The sequence below is a fragment of the Streptomyces sp. CA-210063 genome (assembly GCF_024612015.1).
Taxonomy (GTDB): domain Bacteria; phylum Actinomycetota; class Actinomycetes; order Streptomycetales; family Streptomycetaceae; genus Streptomyces.
Window position 1 is genome coordinate 5,700,849 of the sequence record NZ_CP102512.1, and the last position, 17,130, is coordinate 5,717,978.

General features: G+C 66.2%; 9 protein-coding genes and 3 rRNA genes. 8 read left to right on the plus strand and 4 right to left on the minus strand.

Features of this window, described 5'->3' with window-relative positions; translation table 11 throughout:
- Nucleotides 1-59: 59 nt before the first annotated feature.
- A complete protein-coding gene (locus tag JIX56_RS24830) occupies nucleotides 60-851 on the minus strand; it encodes a TetR/AcrR family transcriptional regulator (RefSeq protein WP_257543661.1) in 792 nt (263 codons plus the stop codon).
- 402 nt (nucleotides 852-1,253) lie between these two features.
- On the opposite strand from JIX56_RS24830, the gene JIX56_RS24835 reads away from it, so the two are divergent.
- Both JIX56_RS24835 and JIX56_RS24840 read left to right on the plus strand, forming a co-directional pair.
- Nucleotides 1,254-2,618: an NAD(P)/FAD-dependent oxidoreductase gene (locus JIX56_RS24835; RefSeq protein WP_257543663.1), complete on the plus strand. Its 1,365-nt coding sequence runs from the start codon at nucleotides 1,254-1,256 to the stop codon at nucleotides 2,616-2,618.
- A 295-nt stretch (nucleotides 2,619-2,913) separates the two neighbouring features.
- A complete protein-coding gene (locus tag JIX56_RS24840; RefSeq protein ID WP_257543665.1) occupies nucleotides 2,914-4,593 on the plus strand; it encodes an ATP-binding SpoIIE family protein phosphatase in 1,680 nt (559 codons plus the stop codon).
- Between the two features lie 250 nt (nucleotides 4,594-4,843).
- Here JIX56_RS24840 and JIX56_RS24845 read toward each other — a convergent pair whose 3' ends face one another.
- On the minus strand, nucleotides 4,844-6,121 hold the full coding sequence (locus tag JIX56_RS24845) for an MFS transporter (RefSeq protein WP_257551091.1): 1,278 nt from the start codon (nucleotides 6,119-6,121) through the stop codon (nucleotides 4,844-4,846).
- Between the two features lie 145 nt (nucleotides 6,122-6,266).
- Between JIX56_RS24845 and JIX56_RS24850 the strand changes: the two genes are divergently transcribed.
- From JIX56_RS24850 to JIX56_RS24875, 6 genes are all read left to right on the plus strand, one after another.
- Entirely contained in the window at nucleotides 6,267-6,824 is a 558-nt protein-coding gene (locus JIX56_RS24850; RefSeq protein WP_257543667.1) for a MarR family winged helix-turn-helix transcriptional regulator, read from the plus strand.
- Nucleotides 6,825-7,500: 676 nt separating this feature from the next.
- Nucleotides 7,501-9,026: ribosomal RNA gene (locus tag JIX56_RS24855) — 16S ribosomal RNA — on the plus strand.
- Nucleotides 9,027-9,334: 308 nt separating this feature from the next.
- A 23S ribosomal RNA gene (locus JIX56_RS24860) occupies nucleotides 9,335-12,456 on the plus strand.
- A 93-nt stretch (nucleotides 12,457-12,549) separates the two neighbouring features.
- Nucleotides 12,550-12,666: ribosomal RNA gene (gene rrf / locus JIX56_RS24865) — 5S ribosomal RNA — on the plus strand.
- The 16S, 23S and 5S rRNA genes sit together here, the layout of an rRNA operon.
- A 72-nt stretch (nucleotides 12,667-12,738) precedes the next feature.
- Nucleotides 12,739-13,311: a GNAT family N-acetyltransferase gene (locus tag JIX56_RS24870; RefSeq protein WP_257543669.1), complete on the plus strand. Its 573-nt coding sequence runs from the start codon at nucleotides 12,739-12,741 to the stop codon at nucleotides 13,309-13,311.
- Nucleotides 13,312-13,350: 39 nt separating this feature from the next.
- Nucleotides 13,351-13,746, plus strand: coding sequence for a signal peptidase I (locus tag JIX56_RS24875; protein WP_257543671.1), 396 nt, complete (start codon nucleotides 13,351-13,353; stop codon nucleotides 13,744-13,746).
- A gap of 20 nt (nucleotides 13,747-13,766) precedes the next feature.
- Here JIX56_RS24875 and JIX56_RS24880 read toward each other — a convergent pair whose 3' ends face one another.
- Nucleotides 13,767-15,497 (minus strand): type VI secretion protein, encoded by a 1,731-nt coding sequence (locus tag JIX56_RS24880; RefSeq protein WP_257543673.1) that lies wholly within the window; start codon nucleotides 15,495-15,497, stop codon nucleotides 13,767-13,769.
- Nucleotides 15,498-15,594: 97 nt separating this feature from the next.
- Nucleotides 15,595-17,031, minus strand: coding sequence for an ATP-binding protein (locus JIX56_RS24885; RefSeq protein ID WP_257543675.1), 1,437 nt, complete (start codon nucleotides 17,029-17,031; stop codon nucleotides 15,595-15,597).
- Between the last annotated feature and the right edge of the window lie 99 nt (nucleotides 17,032-17,130).

Here is a 17,130-nt window from a genome sequence, read left to right on the forward strand (position 1 = left end):
GGTGGCGGGGGCGAAAAAACACCCCACACCACCCCTGACGACCCCTCACCCGCCCACCATCAGGCAGGCCGAGACCGCAACCCCTCCAACAGGATGTCCAGCAACCGAGCCGACGCGGCAGCCTGCTGCTCCGCATCCGGCAAGGAAGGCGCCCCCGTGGCGATCACCAACAACACATCCGCCACGGTCACACCGGCTCGCAGCTCACCCGCCGCCCGAGCCCGCTCCACCAACTGCCCCACCACCTCGAGCAGCGCCGAAGCCCCGGCATCATCCACGGCCCCGCCACCGGCGCCCCCGGCACCCGCACCGGAATCCGCCGACACCAGCCGAAGCTCGGCCCCCGGCTGAACCCGCTGCTGCGGCACCCGCGCCTCGTCCACGACGATCCCGCCGACCTCCTCGGACCCGTCCTCCGCGACCCCGACCCGCAGCACCTGCGGCGGCAGCAGCCGCCCGGCACCCGAGGCCACCGACGTCCGCAGGAACCGCGACAGCGCCTGCCACGGGTCCTCCTCCTGCCCGAGCGCCACCCTGGCCTGTTCGGTGAGCCGAGACGTCTCCTCCTCGGCTATCCGGCGGACCAGGACGTCCTTGCTCGGGAAGCGCCGGTACACCGTGCCGACACCGACCCGCGCGCGGCGGGCCACGTCCTCCATCGGCGCGCCGTAACCCAGCTCGCCGAAGACCTCGCGCGCCGCACGCAGCACGTGCTCGAGGTTGCGCTGTGCGTCCACGCGGAGCGGAGTGGAACGCACTCCGTCACCGCGTCCGTTGCCGCCCGCCGAGCCGATCGCACCACCGGGTGCGATGGTGGACGCGGACGACCAATGAGACTCCTGAATATGCATACGTGTTCCCCCGGTAATGACGTCTCCCCCCGGAGACTCTCCCCGTCATCGAAAGCCGGAGCGGCGGAACGAGCGTCCAAGGTCCTCGGTGGTCCCCCGATTCCCTTCGTCGGAGAGCCGGCCCCGAACCTCTTGAACGCATCCCCCTACACCCCGTCGACACACGAACATAGTTGAGAGGGAGTCAATTCAGAAGGGGCACGTTCCGCACGGAGCGCCCCCCGAACGGAGTACGGGCGGTTTACGTCCGCTTTGCGCCCCCTCCTGCCACCCGGCTCACACCATCTGACCTGCGCATCTGCCTCACACGCCGGTAAATCGGCCAACCCCGCGCCCCCACGGCGACCGGTCACACAAATTGCCGGGCCTGTGGACAAACCAACGAGCAAGGTGCGTCATGGGATGGTGAAGGAACCGATGCGCATCCTCATCGTCGGCGGCGGATACGTCGGGCTGTACACAGCGCTGCGTCTGCAGCGACAGCTCAAACCGGAACTCGGGCGTGGTGACGTCGAGATCGTCGTCGTGTCCCCCGACCCCTATATGACGTATCAACCCTTCCTTCCGGAGGCCGCCGCGGGCTCCATCTCGCCCCGCCACGTCGTCGTGCCCCTGCGCCGCGTCCTCGACCGGTGCAAGGTCGTCATCGGCGAGGCCACCGAGATCAACCACGCCAAACGCATCGCGACCCTCAACACCCTCGCCACCGAGGAGGAGGGCACGGGCTCCGAGCAGCTGACGTACGACGAACTCGTCCTCGCCCCCGGCTCGATCTCCCGCACCCTGCCGATCCCCGGCCTCGCGGACTTCGGCATCGGCTTCAAGACGGTCGAAGAGGCCATCGGCCTGCGCAACCACGTCATCGAACAGATGGACATCGCCTCCTCCACCCGCGACCCCGCGATCCGCGACGCCGCCCTGACCTTCGTCTTCGTGGGCGGCGGCTACGCCGGCGTGGAGGCGCTCGGCGAGCTGGAGGACATGGCCCGCTACACCGCGCGCTACTACCACAACGTCAAACCCGAGGACATGAAGTGGATCCTCGTGGAAGCCTCCGACCGCATCCTCCCGGAGGTCGGCGAGGAGATGGGCCGCTACACGGTCACCGAACTGCGCCGCCGCAACATCGACGTACGCCTCCACACCCGCCTGGAGTCGTGCGCCGACCGCGTCGCCGTCCTCAGCGACGGCGCCCGCTTCCCGACCCGTACGGTCGTGTGGACGGCCGGTGTGAAACCGCACCCGGTCCTCGCCGCCACCGACCTCCCGCTGAACGAGCGCGGGCGCCTGAAGTGCACCGCCGAACTGACCGTGGAGGGCGTCGCGCACGCCTGGGCCGCGGGCGACGCGGCCGCCGTCCCCGACGTCACGGCCGAACCCGGCAAGGAGACCGCCCCCAACGCCCAGCACGCCGTACGCCAGGCCCGTGCCCTCGGCGACAACATCGCCCGCTCCCTGCGCGGCGAGCCGCTCCAGACGTACTCCCACAAGTACGTCGGCTCGGTCGCCTCCCTGGGCCTGCACAAGGGCGTCGCCCATGTCTACGGGCGGAAGCTGAAGGGCTACCCTGCCTGGTTCATGCACCGCGTCTACCACCTGAGCAGGGTGCCGACCTTCAACCGCAAGGCCCGCGTCCTCGCCGAATGGACCCTCTCCGGGCTCTTCAAACGGGAGATCGTCTCGCTCGGATCACTCGAACATCCCCGTGCGGAGTTCGAACTCGCGGCCGGTGGAAAGCCTCCTGGGGACCCGAAGGGGTCGTCCTGACCGGATCCAGGAACTCCACCGTTCAGACCGACGTCTGACGGATGTCGGTCCGGTCGGCCAGACTGGTCCGCGAGGTGATCCACGATCCCGGGCGGGGCCACCCCCTTGCCCACGCAACACCCACCAAGCCCGTACGAACCACCCCCTTCAGTACCCGCTCGACATTCGCCCAGCACCCGTTCGGCACCCACGACCAGGCGTCCCCCACCGCCGCACCCCGGGGCAACCCCCCGGGCCACCGGCCGGATCCGGAGCCGGCCACAGACAACAACACGAGGCACGAGGCAAGGATTCGGTGAACTTCACGCGCTGGAGCGCCCGGCTCCCCGGTACGCAGCGCCGCGCCGCAGCGCGGACCGAACACACGGTCACCCCGGACCGGCGGGGGGAAGGCTCCGTGCCCGCAGCCCGCGTCGAACGGCAGACCGACGCCCCCCCGGACGACACGCCGACCGTGCCTGCCGTCGACGACCTCCCCACCCGCGAGATCCTCGACCGCATCCCGGCCCTCGTCGCCCTCGTGCACGGCTCCGACCACCGCACGGCCTACGTCAACGACGCCTATGCCGCGGCCTTCGGCGTACGCCCGCTCGGCGAACCCGCCCGCGAGGCCCTGCCCGAGCTGGACACTCTCGGTCTCCTCCCGCTCCTCGACCAGGTCCTGCGCAGCTCCAGACCCCGCACGGTCAAGTCCCGCAAGGCCCCGAGCGGCCGCAGCTACACGATCACCTGCACGCCCGTCGACGTCCCGAGCGGCGCCGAGCAGAGCGACGGCGGCGTACTGATCTTCGCTGCCGACGTCACCGACCACGCCGAGGCCGCGGAGCGCCTGCGCGCCAGCGAACGCCGCCAGCGCGAAACCGCCGTCACCCTCCAGCGCTCCCTCCTCCCACAGGAGCTGGAGCAACCCGACGACCTGCGCATCGCCGCCGTCTACCACCCCGGCGGCACCGAGACCGCCGTCGGCGGCGACTGGTACGACGTGATCACCCTCGGCGGCGGCCGCACCGCCCTCGTCATCGGCGACGTCATGGGCCGAGGCGTCCGCGCGGCCGCGGTCATGGGCCAGCTCCGTACGGCCGTCCGCGCCTATGCCCGCCTCGACCTCCCCCCGCACGAGGTCCTGCAACTCCTCGACGGCCTCGCCACGGAGATCGACCCCAACCAGATCGCCACCTGCGCCTACGCCGTCCACGACCCCAACGAGGGCCGCCTGGTCTACTCCTCCGCAGGCCACCTCCCCATCCTCGTCCGCGACGAGAGCGGCACCGTCCTGCGCGCCGACGAACCGACCGGCCCCCCACTCGGCACCGGCGGCTGGACCCACTCCTCCGGCTCGATCCCCCTCGGCCCCGGCTCCACGGCCGTCTTCTACACGGACGGCCTCGTGGAACGCCGTAACGAGGACCTCGACGAGGGAATCGCGGCCCTGGAACGCGCCCTGGCCGGCGCCACGGGCACCCCCCAGGTCGTCTGCGACCGCCTGGTCCGCTCCACCGGCGTCACGGCCGACCACGACGACGACGTCGCCGTCCTCGTCCTCCAGCACCCGGCCCGCACGGGCTCCGACAGCGAACTCTTCCGCAACGCGGCCCTGGAACTCCTGGGCGGCGTGGAAGCGGCCCCCCGGGCCCGGGCCTTCGCCTCCGGCGTCCTCACGAGCTGGCGCTTCCCCCCGGACCTCCACGACCTGGGCGTCCTGGCAGCCAGCGAACTCGTCGCGAACTCGCTCCAACACGGCACCCCACCCATGCGCCTACGCCTCCGGCGCACCGACCGCCGCCTCATCGTCGAGGTCACCGACGGCGACGACCACCTTCCCCGGCGCCGCCGAGCCGATCCCGCCGACGAGTCAGGCCGCGGCATCGCCATCATCGCCACCATCGCCTCCAACTGGGGCAGCCGCCGAGCCCCCGGCGGCGGCAAGTCGGTCTGGTGCGAGTTCGCCCTCCGACCCCGAGAGGTGGGTGGGTAGTTCACGGGTGGGGGTGTCTGTGGTGCGTGGGTGTGCGCGGGCGGACGGGGGCTGGCCGCGCAGTTCCCCGCGCCCCTAAAAGACACCGGGCTCGCCCCATGCTTTTAAGGGGCGCGGGGAACTGCGCGATCAACCACAACGCCCCTGCACCCGCCCGACAACCCATGCCCCCCGAGCTCGACCGCGTGCGGGGTCGAAGGGGCGGCAGCCCCTGGTGATGGGACGGGTAGGGGCGGCGGGGGCGAAAAAGTCAGCCCCGCACCACGGCGGGATCCGAAGCCACCCCACCCCGAGCCACCACCCGACTCTTGGCCAACGCCGGCTGATCCTGAACCGCCGTGAGCTCCCGCCCCAACCGGACCGCCAGAACGACGATCCCGAGGGAAAACAGCAGAAACACCACCACATACGGCGCAGGCAACGACGCCCCCATGGGCCCACCCACCACCGGCCCCACAGCCAACGCAAGCTGCTTCACCAGCGCGAACGCGGAGTTGTACTGCCCAGCCGCCCCCTCCGGCGCAAGATCCGCCACCAGCGGGGCAACCGTCGGCGACAACATCGCCTCCCCCAACCCGAACAGCGCATACGTCGACACGAACGCCGCCGTCGCCATGCTCTGACTCACCTGCCCGAGCCCCGCGAACCCGGCCACACCCCAGGCCACGGCCCATATGAGCCCCACACACGCGATCACCCGCGACCGCCGACGCCGCTCCACGAACCGCAGCACGGCGAACTGCGCGACCACGATCACCGCGGTGTTGGCGGCCAACGCCGTCCCGAGCGCGGACGTCGATATCCCGGCCGCCTCGACCCCGTACGCACTGAGCCCCGACTCGAACTGCCCGTAGCAGGCGAAGAACAACACGAATCCGAGCACACACAGCTGCACCATGGCCCGATCGCCGAGCAGCCGCTTCCAGTTCCCCCCGGCCGCCGCCCCCGCCGACGCGCCCTCGACCTTCGGCGCCCGAGGCGTCCGCACGGTCGCCATCACACCCACGAGCAGCAGGAACATCGCCGCCTGGATGGAGAACAACAAGGTGAAGGAACCCGCCCGCGACGGATCGACGAGATGCCCGCCCATCAGCCCACCGACCCCGAGCCCGAGGTTCTGCAGAAAGAACTGCGTGGCGAAGGCCCGAGACCGGTTCTCCGTACTCGAACAGTCGACGATCATCGTCGCGAGGGCCGGCTGCGTCACGGCCTGCCCGGCCCCGAGCGCCGCCGCGGACAGCAGCACGGTCGTCGCACCGGCCGCCAGCCCGAGGCTCAGCGACCCGACGGCGGCGGTGACCAGGGCGGCGAGCAGCACCGGAAGCGGCCCGCGCCGGACTATGGCCCGCCCGGCGAACGGCAGCACCACCAGCGCGGCCACGGCGAAGACCGCGAGCACGAGCCCCGCCGTCATCGAACCAAGATCCCGCACCTGCGCCACATAGACGTACAGATACGGGACGGTGAAGCCGAGTCCGAACGCGCCGAGCGCGTTGCCCACATGAATCCGACGCATCGCTGCGCCCATCCCCCTGGTCACGTTCACCTGCCTAGGTAAGGGAAGCTCTCCAGCCCAAGCGTCAACACTGAAGACTTCGAAGATAAAACTTAGAACCTAAACAGTACACCTCGAAGGACTTCGAGGCCAAGCGACGGCATGCCATACTGCGCCCATGGGCGACACCCCAGGCACCCCCGGCACCGCCGAGCCGACACTCGAAGAGCAGATCGCCGCCTACCAGCGCGAGTTCCAGGACCTCGACCCCCAGGTCGAGAAGATCGTCTCGGCGCTCTCCCGCCTCAACCGCCGTATGAACGTCGCCTACGGCCGTCAGACCTCGGCGCTCGGCATCAGCAACGCCGAGTGGGAGGTCCTGAAGGCCCTCGTCCTCTCCGGCGCCCCGTACCGCATGGGCCCGAGCGAGCTCGCCAAGCGGCTCGGCCTCACCCCGGCCGCCATGACCCACCGCATCGACCGCATGGTCGCCGAGGGGCTGGTGACGAGGGAGCGCGACGAGACCAACCGCGTACGCGTCATCGTCGAGCTCACCCCCAAGGGCCGTGAGAAGTGGCTGGAGGCCATGCGCCTCGCCTCTGTCTTCGAGGAGGACCTCCTCCAGGACCTCTCCCCTCTGGAACGCACCGTCCTGGGCGAGGTCCTGACCCGGCTCCTCCGCCGCGTCGAGCACGCCCAGCCGGATGCCGGCGGTCGGCTCACGGACCTCGGCTGAAGTCGTACGCTTGAAGGGCGCCCGAGGTTTGGTCGTGGGTCACCTTGGGGAAGCTTGACAGTCCACCCCGCGATCCGTAGAGTTCTTCGGGTTGCCACGGAGCTGTAACGGTTCTGCGACAGCACCTCCGCCGCTCAAGCGGCACACAAACCAACCAGAACGATCTCCCAGCCGGGATGAATTCGGCGCGCCCGAATTCAATTCGATTTGGGTTCGACAGCCCCGATTGGGAACTGCCGAGCAGATCCGCTAAGGTTTGGAACGTCGGAACGGCCCAACAGCCGGGAAGACAACCCCCGCTGACTGGGAATCAGGCCCGAAAGGATCTGATAGAGTCGGAACCGCCGGAAAGGGAAACGCGGAAGCGGAAACCTGGAAAGCACCGAGGAAATCGGATCGGAAAACGATCTGATAGAGTCGGAAACGCAAGACCGAAGGGAAGCGCCCGGAGGAAAGTCCGAGAAGTTGCTCGGGTGAGTACAAAGGAAGCGTCCGTTCCTTGAGAACTCAACAGCGTGCCAAAAATCAACGCCAGATATGTTGATACCCCGTTCCCGGCCATGTGGTTGGGGCGAGGTTCCTTTGAAAAAACACAGCGAGGACGCTGTGAACGGCCGGGCTTATTCCGCCTGGCTGTTCCGCTCTCGTGATGTGTGCACCCGATTACGGGTAAACATTCACGGAGAGTTTGATCCTGGCTCAGGACGAACGCTGGCGGCGTGCTTAACACATGCAAGTCGAACGATGAACCACTTCGGTGGGGATTAGTGGCGAACGGGTGAGTAACACGTGGGCAATCTGCCCTTCACTCTGGGACAAGCCCTGGAAACGGGGTCTAATACCGGATACAACCACCGGCCGCATGGCCTGGTGGTGGAAAGCTCCGGCGGTGAAGGATGAGCCCGCGGCCTATCAGCTTGTTGGTGAGGTAACGGCTCACCAAGGCGACGACGGGTAGCCGGCCTGAGAGGGCGACCGGCCACACTGGGACTGAGACACGGCCCAGACTCCTACGGGAGGCAGCAGTGGGGAATATTGCACAATGGGCGAAAGCCTGATGCAGCGACGCCGCGTGAGGGATGACGGCCTTCGGGTTGTAAACCTCTTTCAGCAGGGAAGAAGCGAAAGTGACGGTACCTGCAGAAGAAGCGCCGGCTAACTACGTGCCAGCAGCCGCGGTAATACGTAGGGCGCGAGCGTTGTCCGGAATTATTGGGCGTAAAGAGCTCGTAGGCGGTCTGTCGCGTCGGATGTGAAAGCCCGGGGCTTAACCCCGGGTCTGCATTCGATACGGGCAGACTAGAGTGTGGTAGGGGAGATCGGAATTCCTGGTGTAGCGGTGAAATGCGCAGATATCAGGAGGAACACCGGTGGCGAAGGCGGATCTCTGGGCCATTACTGACGCTGAGGAGCGAAAGCGTGGGGAGCGAACAGGATTAGATACCCTGGTAGTCCACGCCGTAAACGGTGGGAACTAGGTGTTGGCGACATTCCACGTCGTCGGTGCCGCAGCTAACGCATTAAGTTCCCCGCCTGGGGAGTACGGCCGCAAGGCTAAAACTCAAAGGAATTGACGGGGGCCCGCACAAGCAGCGGAGCATGTGGCTTAATTCGACGCAACGCGAAGAACCTTACCAAGGCTTGACATACACCGGAAACGGCCAGAGATGGTCGCCCCCTTGTGGTCGGTGTACAGGTGGTGCATGGCTGTCGTCAGCTCGTGTCGTGAGATGTTGGGTTAAGTCCCGCAACGAGCGCAACCCTTGTTCTGTGTTGCCAGCATGCCTTTCGGGGTGATGGGGACTCACAGGAGACTGCCGGGGTCAACTCGGAGGAAGGTGGGGACGACGTCAAGTCATCATGCCCCTTATGTCTTGGGCTGCACACGTGCTACAATGGCAGGTACAATGAGCTGCGAAGCCGTGAGGCGGAGCGAATCTCAAAAAGCCTGTCTCAGTTCGGATTGGGGTCTGCAACTCGACCCCATGAAGTCGGAGTTGCTAGTAATCGCAGATCAGCAGTGCTGCGGTGAATACGTTCCCGGGCCTTGTACACACCGCCCGTCACGTCACGAAAGTCGGTAACACCCGAAGCCGGTGGCCCAACCCGTAAGGGAGGGAGCTGTCGAAGGTGGGACTGGCGATTGGGACGAAGTCGTAACAAGGTAGCCGTACCGGAAGGTGCGGCTGGATCACCTCCTTTCTAAGGAGCATCTAGGCCGTCGAGCTTGCTCGGTGGTCCAGGGCCACAACGCAGGCGAATGTTCTGCGGTGGTTGCTCAAGGGTGGAACGTTGATTATTCGGCACACTCGGTCTTCTCGGGTTCGTTAGTACTGCTTCGGCGTGGAACACGGATGAGAGAGGCGAGGGTGTCGGGCACGCTGTTGGGTGTCTGAGGGTATGGCCGTGTGGCTGCCTTCAGTGCCGGCCCCAGTGAACTCCGGTTGTTGCCGGGGGTGATGGGTGGTTGGTCGTTGTTTGAGAACTGCACAGTGGACGCGAGCATCTGTGGCCAAGTTTTTAAGGGCGCACGGTGGATGCCTTGGCACCAGGAACCGATGAAGGACGTGGGAGGCCACGATAGGCCCCGGGGAGTCGTCAACCAGGCTTTGATCCGGGGGTGTCCGAATGGGGAAACCCGGCAGTCGTCATGGGCTGTCACCCTTGCCTGAACACATAGGGCAAGTGGAGGGAACGCGGGGAAGTGAAACATCTCAGTACCCGCAGGAAGAGAAAACAACCGTGATTCCGGGAGTAGTGGCGAGCGAAACCGGATGAGGCCAAACCGTATGCGTGTGAGACCCGGCAGGGGTTGCGTATACGGGGTTGTGGGATCTCTCTTCTGTCGTCTGCCGGCGACAGGACGAGTCAGAAACCGTTGATGTAGGCGAAGGACATGCGAAAGGTCCGGCGTAGAGGGTAAGACCCCCGTAGCTGAAACGTCAACGGCTCGTTTGAGAGACACCCAAGTAGCACGGGGCCCGAGAAATCCCGTGTGAATCTGGCGGGACCACCCGCTAAGCCTAAATATTCCCTGGTGACCGATAGCGGATAGTACCGTGAGGGAATGGTGAAAAGTACCGCGGGAGCGGAGTGAAATAGTACCTGAAACCGTGTGCCTACAAGCCGTGGGAGCGTCGGGTGAGCACTTGTGCTTGCCTCGTGACTGCGTGCCTTTTGAAGAATGAGCCTGCGAGTTTGCGGTGTGTTGCGAGGTTAACCCGTTGTGGGGTAGCCGTAGCGAAAGCGAGTCCGAATAGGGCGTTTGAGTAGCACGCTCAAGACCCGAAGCGGAGTGATCTAGCCATGGGCAGGTTGAAGCGGAGGTAAGACTTCGTGGAGGACCGAACCCACCAGGGTTGAAAACCTGGGGGATGACCTGTGGTTAGGGGTGAAAGGCCAATCAAACTCCGTGATAGCTGGTTCTCCCCGAAATGCATTTAGGTGCAGCGTCGTGTGTTTCTTGCCGGAGGTAGAGCACTGGATAGGCGATGGGCCCTACCGGGTTACTGACCTTAGCCAAACTCCGAATGCCGGTAAGTGAGAGCGCGGCAGTGAGACTGTGGGGGATAAGCTCCATGGTCGAGAGGGAAACAGCCCAGAGCATCGACTAAGGCCCCTAAGCGTACGCTAAGTGGGAAAGGATGTGGAGTCGCACAGACAACCAGGAGGTTGGCTTAGAAGCAGCCACCCTTGAAAGAGTGCGTAATAGCTCACTGGTCTAGTGATTCCGCGCCGACAATGTAGCGGGGCTCAAGCGTACCGCCGAAGTCGTGTCATTTCAGCATGAGGGCCAACGCCCGCTGGGATGGGTAGGGGAGCGTCGTCTGCCGGGTGAAGCAGCCGCGGAAGCGAGTTGTGGACGGTTGACGAGTGAGAATGCAGGCATGAGTAGCGATACACACGTGAGAAACGTGTGCGCCGATTGACCAAGGGTTCCTGGGTCAAGCTGATCTGCCCAGGGTAAGTCGGGACCTAAGGCGAGGCCGACAGGCGTAGTCGATGGATAACCGGTTGATATTCCGGTACCCGCTGTGAAGCGTCAAACATTGAACCAGGCGATGCTAAGTCCGTGAAGCCGTTCCGGACCCTTCGGGGAAAGGAAAGTGGTGGAGCCGACGGACCAGACCTGTAGTAGGTGAGTGATGGGGTGACGCAGGAAGGTAGTCCATCCCGGGCGGTGGTTGTCCCGGGGTAAGGGTGTAGGACGTCAGGTAGGTAAATCCGCCTGGCAATAGTCTGAGACCTGATGCCGAGCCGATTGTGGTGAAGTGGATGATCCTATGCTGTCGAGAAAAGCCTCTAGCGAGTTTCATGGCGGCCCGTACCCTAAACCGACTCAGGTGGTCAGGTAGAGAATACCGAGGCGTTCGGGTGAACTATGGTTAAGGAACTCGGCAAAATGCCCCCGTAACTTCGGGAGAAGGGGGGCCATCACCGGTGATAGCACTTGCTGCTTGAGCTGGGGGTGGCCGCAGAGACCAGCGAGAAGCGACTGTTTACTAAAAACACAGGTCCGTGCGAAGCCGTAAGGCGATGTATACGGACTGACGCCTGCCCGGTGCTGGAACGTTAAGGGGACCGGTTAGTGCGCTTTCGGGCGTGCGAAGCTGAGAACTTAAGCGCCAGTAAACGGCGGTGGTAACTATAACCATCCTAAGGTAGCGAAATTCCTTGTCGGGTAAGTTCCGACCTGCACGAATGGCGTAACGACTTCTCGACTGTCTCAACCATAGGCCCGGTGAAATTGCACTACGAGTAAAGATGCTCGTTTCGCGCAGCAGGACGGAAAGACCCCGGGACCTTTACTACAGTTTGATATTGGTGTTCGGTTCGGCTTGTGTAGGATAGCTGGGAGACTGTGAAGCTCGGACGCCAGTTCGGGTGGAGTCGTCGTTGAAATACCAGTCTGGTCGTGCTGGATGTCTAACCCGGGTCCGTGATCCGGATCGGGGACAGTGTCTGATGGGTAGTTTAACTGGGGCGGTTGCCTCCTAAAGAGTAACGGAGGCGCCCAAAGGTTCCCTCAGCCTGGTTGGCAATCAGGTGGTGAGTGTAAGTGCACAAGGGAGCTTGACTGTGAGACCGACGGGTCGAGCAGGGACGAAAGTCGGGACTAGTGATCCGGCGGTGGCTTGTGGAAGCGCCGTCGCTCAACGGATAAAAGGTACCCCGGGGATAACAGGCTGATCTTCCCCAAGAGTCCATATCGACGGGATGGTTTGGCACCTCGATGTCGGCTCGTCGCATCCTGGGGCTGGAGTCGGTCCCAAGGGTTGGGCTGTTCGCCCATTAAAGCGGTACGCGAGCTGGGTTTAGAACGTCGTGAGACAGTTCGGTCCCTATCCGCTGCGCGCGCAGGAATATTGAGAAGGGCTGTCCCTAGTACGAGAGGACCGGGACGGACGAACCTCTGGTGTGCCAGTTGTTCTGCCAAGGGCATGGCTGGTTGGCTACGTTCGGGAGGGATAACCGCTGAAAGCATCTAAGCGGGAAGCCTGCTTCGAGATGAGTATTCCCACCCCCTTTGAGGGGTTAAGGCTCCCAGTAGACGACTGGGTTGATAGGCCAGATATGGAAGGCGGGTAACCGCTGGAGTTGACTGGTACTAATAGGCCGAGGGCTTGTCCTCAGTTGCTCGCGTCCACTGTGTTGGTTCTGAAACCACGAACAACCCCGCCCGGGTCACAGCGGGTGGTGCGGGTGTTTGACAGTTTCATAGTGTTTCGGTGGTCATAGCGTGAGGGAAACGCCCGGTTACATTCCGAACCCGGAAGCTAAGCCTTACAGCGCCGATGGTACTGCAGGGGGGACCCTGTGGGAGAGTAGGACACCGCCGAACAAATATTACAGAAAGGCCCACACCTCACGGTGTGGGCCTTTCTGCATTTCCGGTGCCATTACGGTGGTTGGCATGGATGTGGTGTCGAGTTCTGAGAGCGGTGTTCCCGAGGGATACGTGATCCGGTCCGTTCGTGCCGGTGAGTGGCGGGAGGTACGGGAGCTGCGGCTGGCGGCGCTTCTGGATCCGGTCGCGCATCTCGCCTTTCTGGAGACGTACGAGGATGCCGTGGCCCGGTCGGACGCGTACTGGAAGGAGAGGGCCGAGGGGGCCGCGGAGGGGGTTCGGGAGCGGCAGCAGTTCGTTGCGGAGACCCGGGGCGACGGCTGGGTGGGGACGGTGACCGTGCTCGTGGAGGAAGCCGGCGTGCGGGACTTCTTCGGGGAGGTCGTCGAGCGGCGACAGGGGCATCTGGTGGGGGTGTTCCTGCGGGAGGGGCATCGGGGGAAGGGCGTTGGAGAGGCGTTGTTCGCGGCCGCGTTGGAGTGGGCTCGGGAGGTCGGGGTCGATCGGGCGCGGTTGTTCGTGCATGAGGGGAACGGGCGGGCCGCGGCCTTCTACCGGAGGGTCGGGTTCGTGGCGAGCGGAGTGATCGTGGAGGGGGATGCCGGGCGGGAGCTGGAGTATGGGTTGGATCTGGCGTAGGCGGGGGCGCCGGGCGGGCTGGTGTTAGCGTTCGGCGGCATGGACGACAGCGTGTATGTGGGCAATGCGGGCAAGGACGCGGCGCTGGACCGGGGCTGGCTGCTCGGACATTTCAAGGCGGATGGTGATCCTCGCCGGAGTGACGAGGTGGAGATCAAATGGGGTGTCCACCCACAAGGCGACACGCGCGCGCAGTGGGTCCGGGGTGAGGAACGTACCGCCCTGCAGGTGCTGATCAGCGGTCGCTTCCGTGTCGACTTTCCCGGCCGTAGCGTCGTGCTGGAACGCCAGGGCGACTACGTCGTCTGGGGGCGCGGGGTGGACCACTCCTGGGTCGCGGAGGAGGAGTCGGTGGTGTTGACCGTGCGGTGGCCGTCCGTTCCCGGGTACGCGGTGTCTCAGGAGGACAGCAGTCGGCCGGGTGACGGTTCCTGATCCGCGGGCACGTACGGCTGTTACGGCAGCGGGAGTTCGTGGTTCGGCCAGCGGGATCTGGCCTGTTCTCGGGAGCGGAGGAGGGCCAGGGTGGGCAGTCCCTGGTCGGGGCCGCTGGTCAGGAGGCCGGGGAGTTGGGGGAGCGGGGCCACGGCTGCCACGTCGTCCAGGACCAGGGTGAGTGGTGGGTCGAGGCGGCCGGAGGATGACCGTTCGGCCATGCGCCGGCCGCGCTCGACCACGCTTGAGGCGAGGGCCGTCAGAAGAGGCATGGCGGAAGGGTTCGCCTTGGGGTCCTCGATGGGGTCGCCGACCACATAGAGCGTTCCCCCCTCGTGTACGAAGGAATCCAGGACCAGGGAGTCCGCCCGGTTCGGGGTGCAGGATTCCCGGACGTTGACCGTGGAGAGGGCGGAGAGGGCCCTGGCGGTCAATTCCTGCGCGATGTCCCGGCGTTCGGGGTGCGAGGTGAGGGCCGACTCCAGTTCGCCCGCCGCGCCGGGGGCCGCCTTCGGGTTCGTACGGAGGGTGCGTACCGCTTCCTGGACGTTGCTGCCCTGGGCCCAGCGGTGCAGGTGGCGGATGGTGCGGGTGTCTATGGCGGCGGCGTGCAGGTAGCTGCGCAGGAGTGTTTCCGCCGTGTCCGCCATCGCCTGGTCGATCTTCGCCGTGGGGCGGATGGGGGCGAGGAGGGCGGTCGCTCTGGCCGCCGCCGTCGGCTTGTCCTCGCAGCCGGTGATGGGGGACCAGTGGAGGCGGGCCGGGGTGTCGCAGCGGTGCGCGGGGTCGTAGAGGAGGACCGGGCCCAGCTTCGCGCGGGCGTCCTTCGTGTCCGACCAGAGGGTGGGGTCGGAGGTGACGACCAGGGCGGGGCCCTCGGCGTCGCGTACGGCCTGGGTGGCGGCGGGGCGGCGGGATTGGGCGGGGCCGAGGATCACCGAGGGGGTCGCCTGTGCCCAACCGCTCAGCTGATTGCCGCCCGTTGTGAAGAGAGCCGCTGAGGGCTCTGTGGCTCCGGGGCGGGGGTGGGTGAGGGGAGCGTCGGGTCCCGTACCGTTCGTGGTCGGCAGCGGAGCGGTGGGGTTCGCGGCGGCCCCGGCCACCGCGGCGAACGGAGCCGAGGTGGCGCCGTCGCGCGGTTCGGGGACCTGCGTGGAGGGTGTGGCGGGGGACCCGGCGGGCGAGGCAGCGGTCGTAGCCCCGTGCTGGCCGTGGCCTCCGGCGGGCGGCGGGACAGGGTTTGCCGGCGCTCCGAGGGCTCCGGACGCCGAGGTGGGGGCCTGGCCCGTGTTGTGGACGTAATCCCCGGCGTGCGGGGCGGCAGGGCCGGGGGACTCGGTCGGCGCGCTCGGGGGCCAGCCCTTGCCCTGTGCCCGGGCCGCCTTCTCTCTCGCTCGTACGGCCCTCCAGCGGGCCAGGGTGCCCATCACGAAGACGGTCAGGACGAGGAGGACCATGAGCTGGCTGATGAAGAGGCCCCAGAAGAGGCCGTAGCCGGAGAGCTGGTCGGCGGGGGTGTCCGGCCAGGCGGCGGGGAGGTCCTGGGGGGCGGTGATCAGGCTGCGTACGGCCAGGGGCGTACGGGTGAAGGTGATGGCGTCGGGCCAGGCGCCGTGGGAGAAGAGGCCGGCCAGGCCGGTGGCCGACCAGACCAGCAGGGTCATGCCCACCAGGAAGCCGAGGAGGGCGATCAGCAGCCCGTCGGGGATGCCGCCTCCGCTTTGCTCGGGGCGCCGGTCGTCCGGTCTCATCGCATGCCGCCGTTCACGCCGTTTCCTCCGCCGCCGTTCACGCCGTTCCCTCGCCTGTTCCTGCCGGTCATCGACCGGACCCGCTCGTTAGGCCCGCTCAGGCCACCGTGGACTCGGAGGAGCCGTATCCGTCGACCTCGCTCAGGTGCTGTTCCATGAACGCGGCTGCCCGTTCCTCCGCCTCCAGCTCGGCGGCGCGCAGGGCGTCGTCCTCGTCGAGCAGGTGGTCGGCGGATGATTCGGTCATCGCGCGGTCGGTGAAGACCAGGGGGCGTTCGGTCTCGGTGATCAGGTGTTTGACCACCTGTACGTTGCCGTTGACGTCCCAGACCGCGATGCCGGGGGTGAGGGTGGGGATGATCTCCACCGCCCAGCGGGGCAGGCCCAGTACGCGGCCCGTCGCTCGTGCTTCGTCCGCCTTTTGGGCGTAGATCGTCCGTGTTGATGCCATCTTGAGGATCGCGGCCGCCTCCTTCGCCGCCGCGCCGTCGATGACGTCCGACAGGTGGTGGACGACCGCGACGAAGGACAGACCGAGCCGTCGGCCGAACTTCAGCAGGCGCTGGAAGAGCTGGGCGACGAAGGGGCTGTTGATGATGTGCCAGGCCTCCTCGACCAGGAAGATGCGCTTCTTCCGGTCGGGGCGGATCCAGGTGTGCTCCAGCCACACGCCGACGATCGCCATGAGGATGGGCATGGCGATGGAGTTGCGGTCGATGTGGGACAGGTCGAAGACGATCAAGGGGGCGTCGAGGTCGATGCCGACCGTGGTGGGGCCGTCGAACATGCCCCTGAGGTCACCGTCGACCAGGCGGTCCAGGACCAGCGCCACGTCCAGGCCCCACGCCCGTACGTCGTCTATGGCGACGTTCATCGCCTCCGCGGACTCGGGCTCCGGGTGGCGGAGTTGTTCGACGATGTCGGTGAGGACCGGCTGACGTTCGATGATGGTCTCGTTGACGTACGCGTGGGCGACCTTGAGGGCGAAGCCGGAGCGTTCGTCCAGGCCGTGGCCCATCGCGACCTCGATGATCGTGCGGAGCAGCGCGAGCTGGCCCGTCGTGGTGATCGAGGGGTCGAGCGGGTTGAGGCGGATGCCCATGTCCAGGGCGGCCGTCGGGTCCAGGCGGATGGGAGTTATTCCCAGCTCCTGCGCGATGAGGTTCCATTCGCCGACACCGTCCTCGCCCTGGGCGTCGAGGACGACGACCTGGCGGTCGCGGAAGCGCAGCTGCCGTAGGACATACGTCTTCTCCAGGGCCGACTTGCCGTTGCCGGACTCGCCGAGGACGAGCCAGTGCGGGGCGGGGAGCTGCTGGCCGTAGAGCTGGAAGGGGTCGTAGATGTAGCCCTTGCCGGAGTAGACCTCGCGTCCGATGATCACACCGGAGTCGCCGAGGCCGGGGGCGGCGGTCGGGAGGTAGACCGCCTGGGCCTGGCCCGTGGAGGTGCGCACCGGGAGGCGGGTCGTCTCGACCTTGCCGAAGAGGAAGGACGTGAAGGCGTCCGTGAGGGCGGAGAGCGGGTCGCGCATCAGTGTCCTCCCTCAGGGCGTGCGCCGCGCACTTCCGGGCGTAGGCGTACGCCCGGTGCCGTGGCCCGTACGCCCCGTACCGGTGGCCGTACGCAGGGT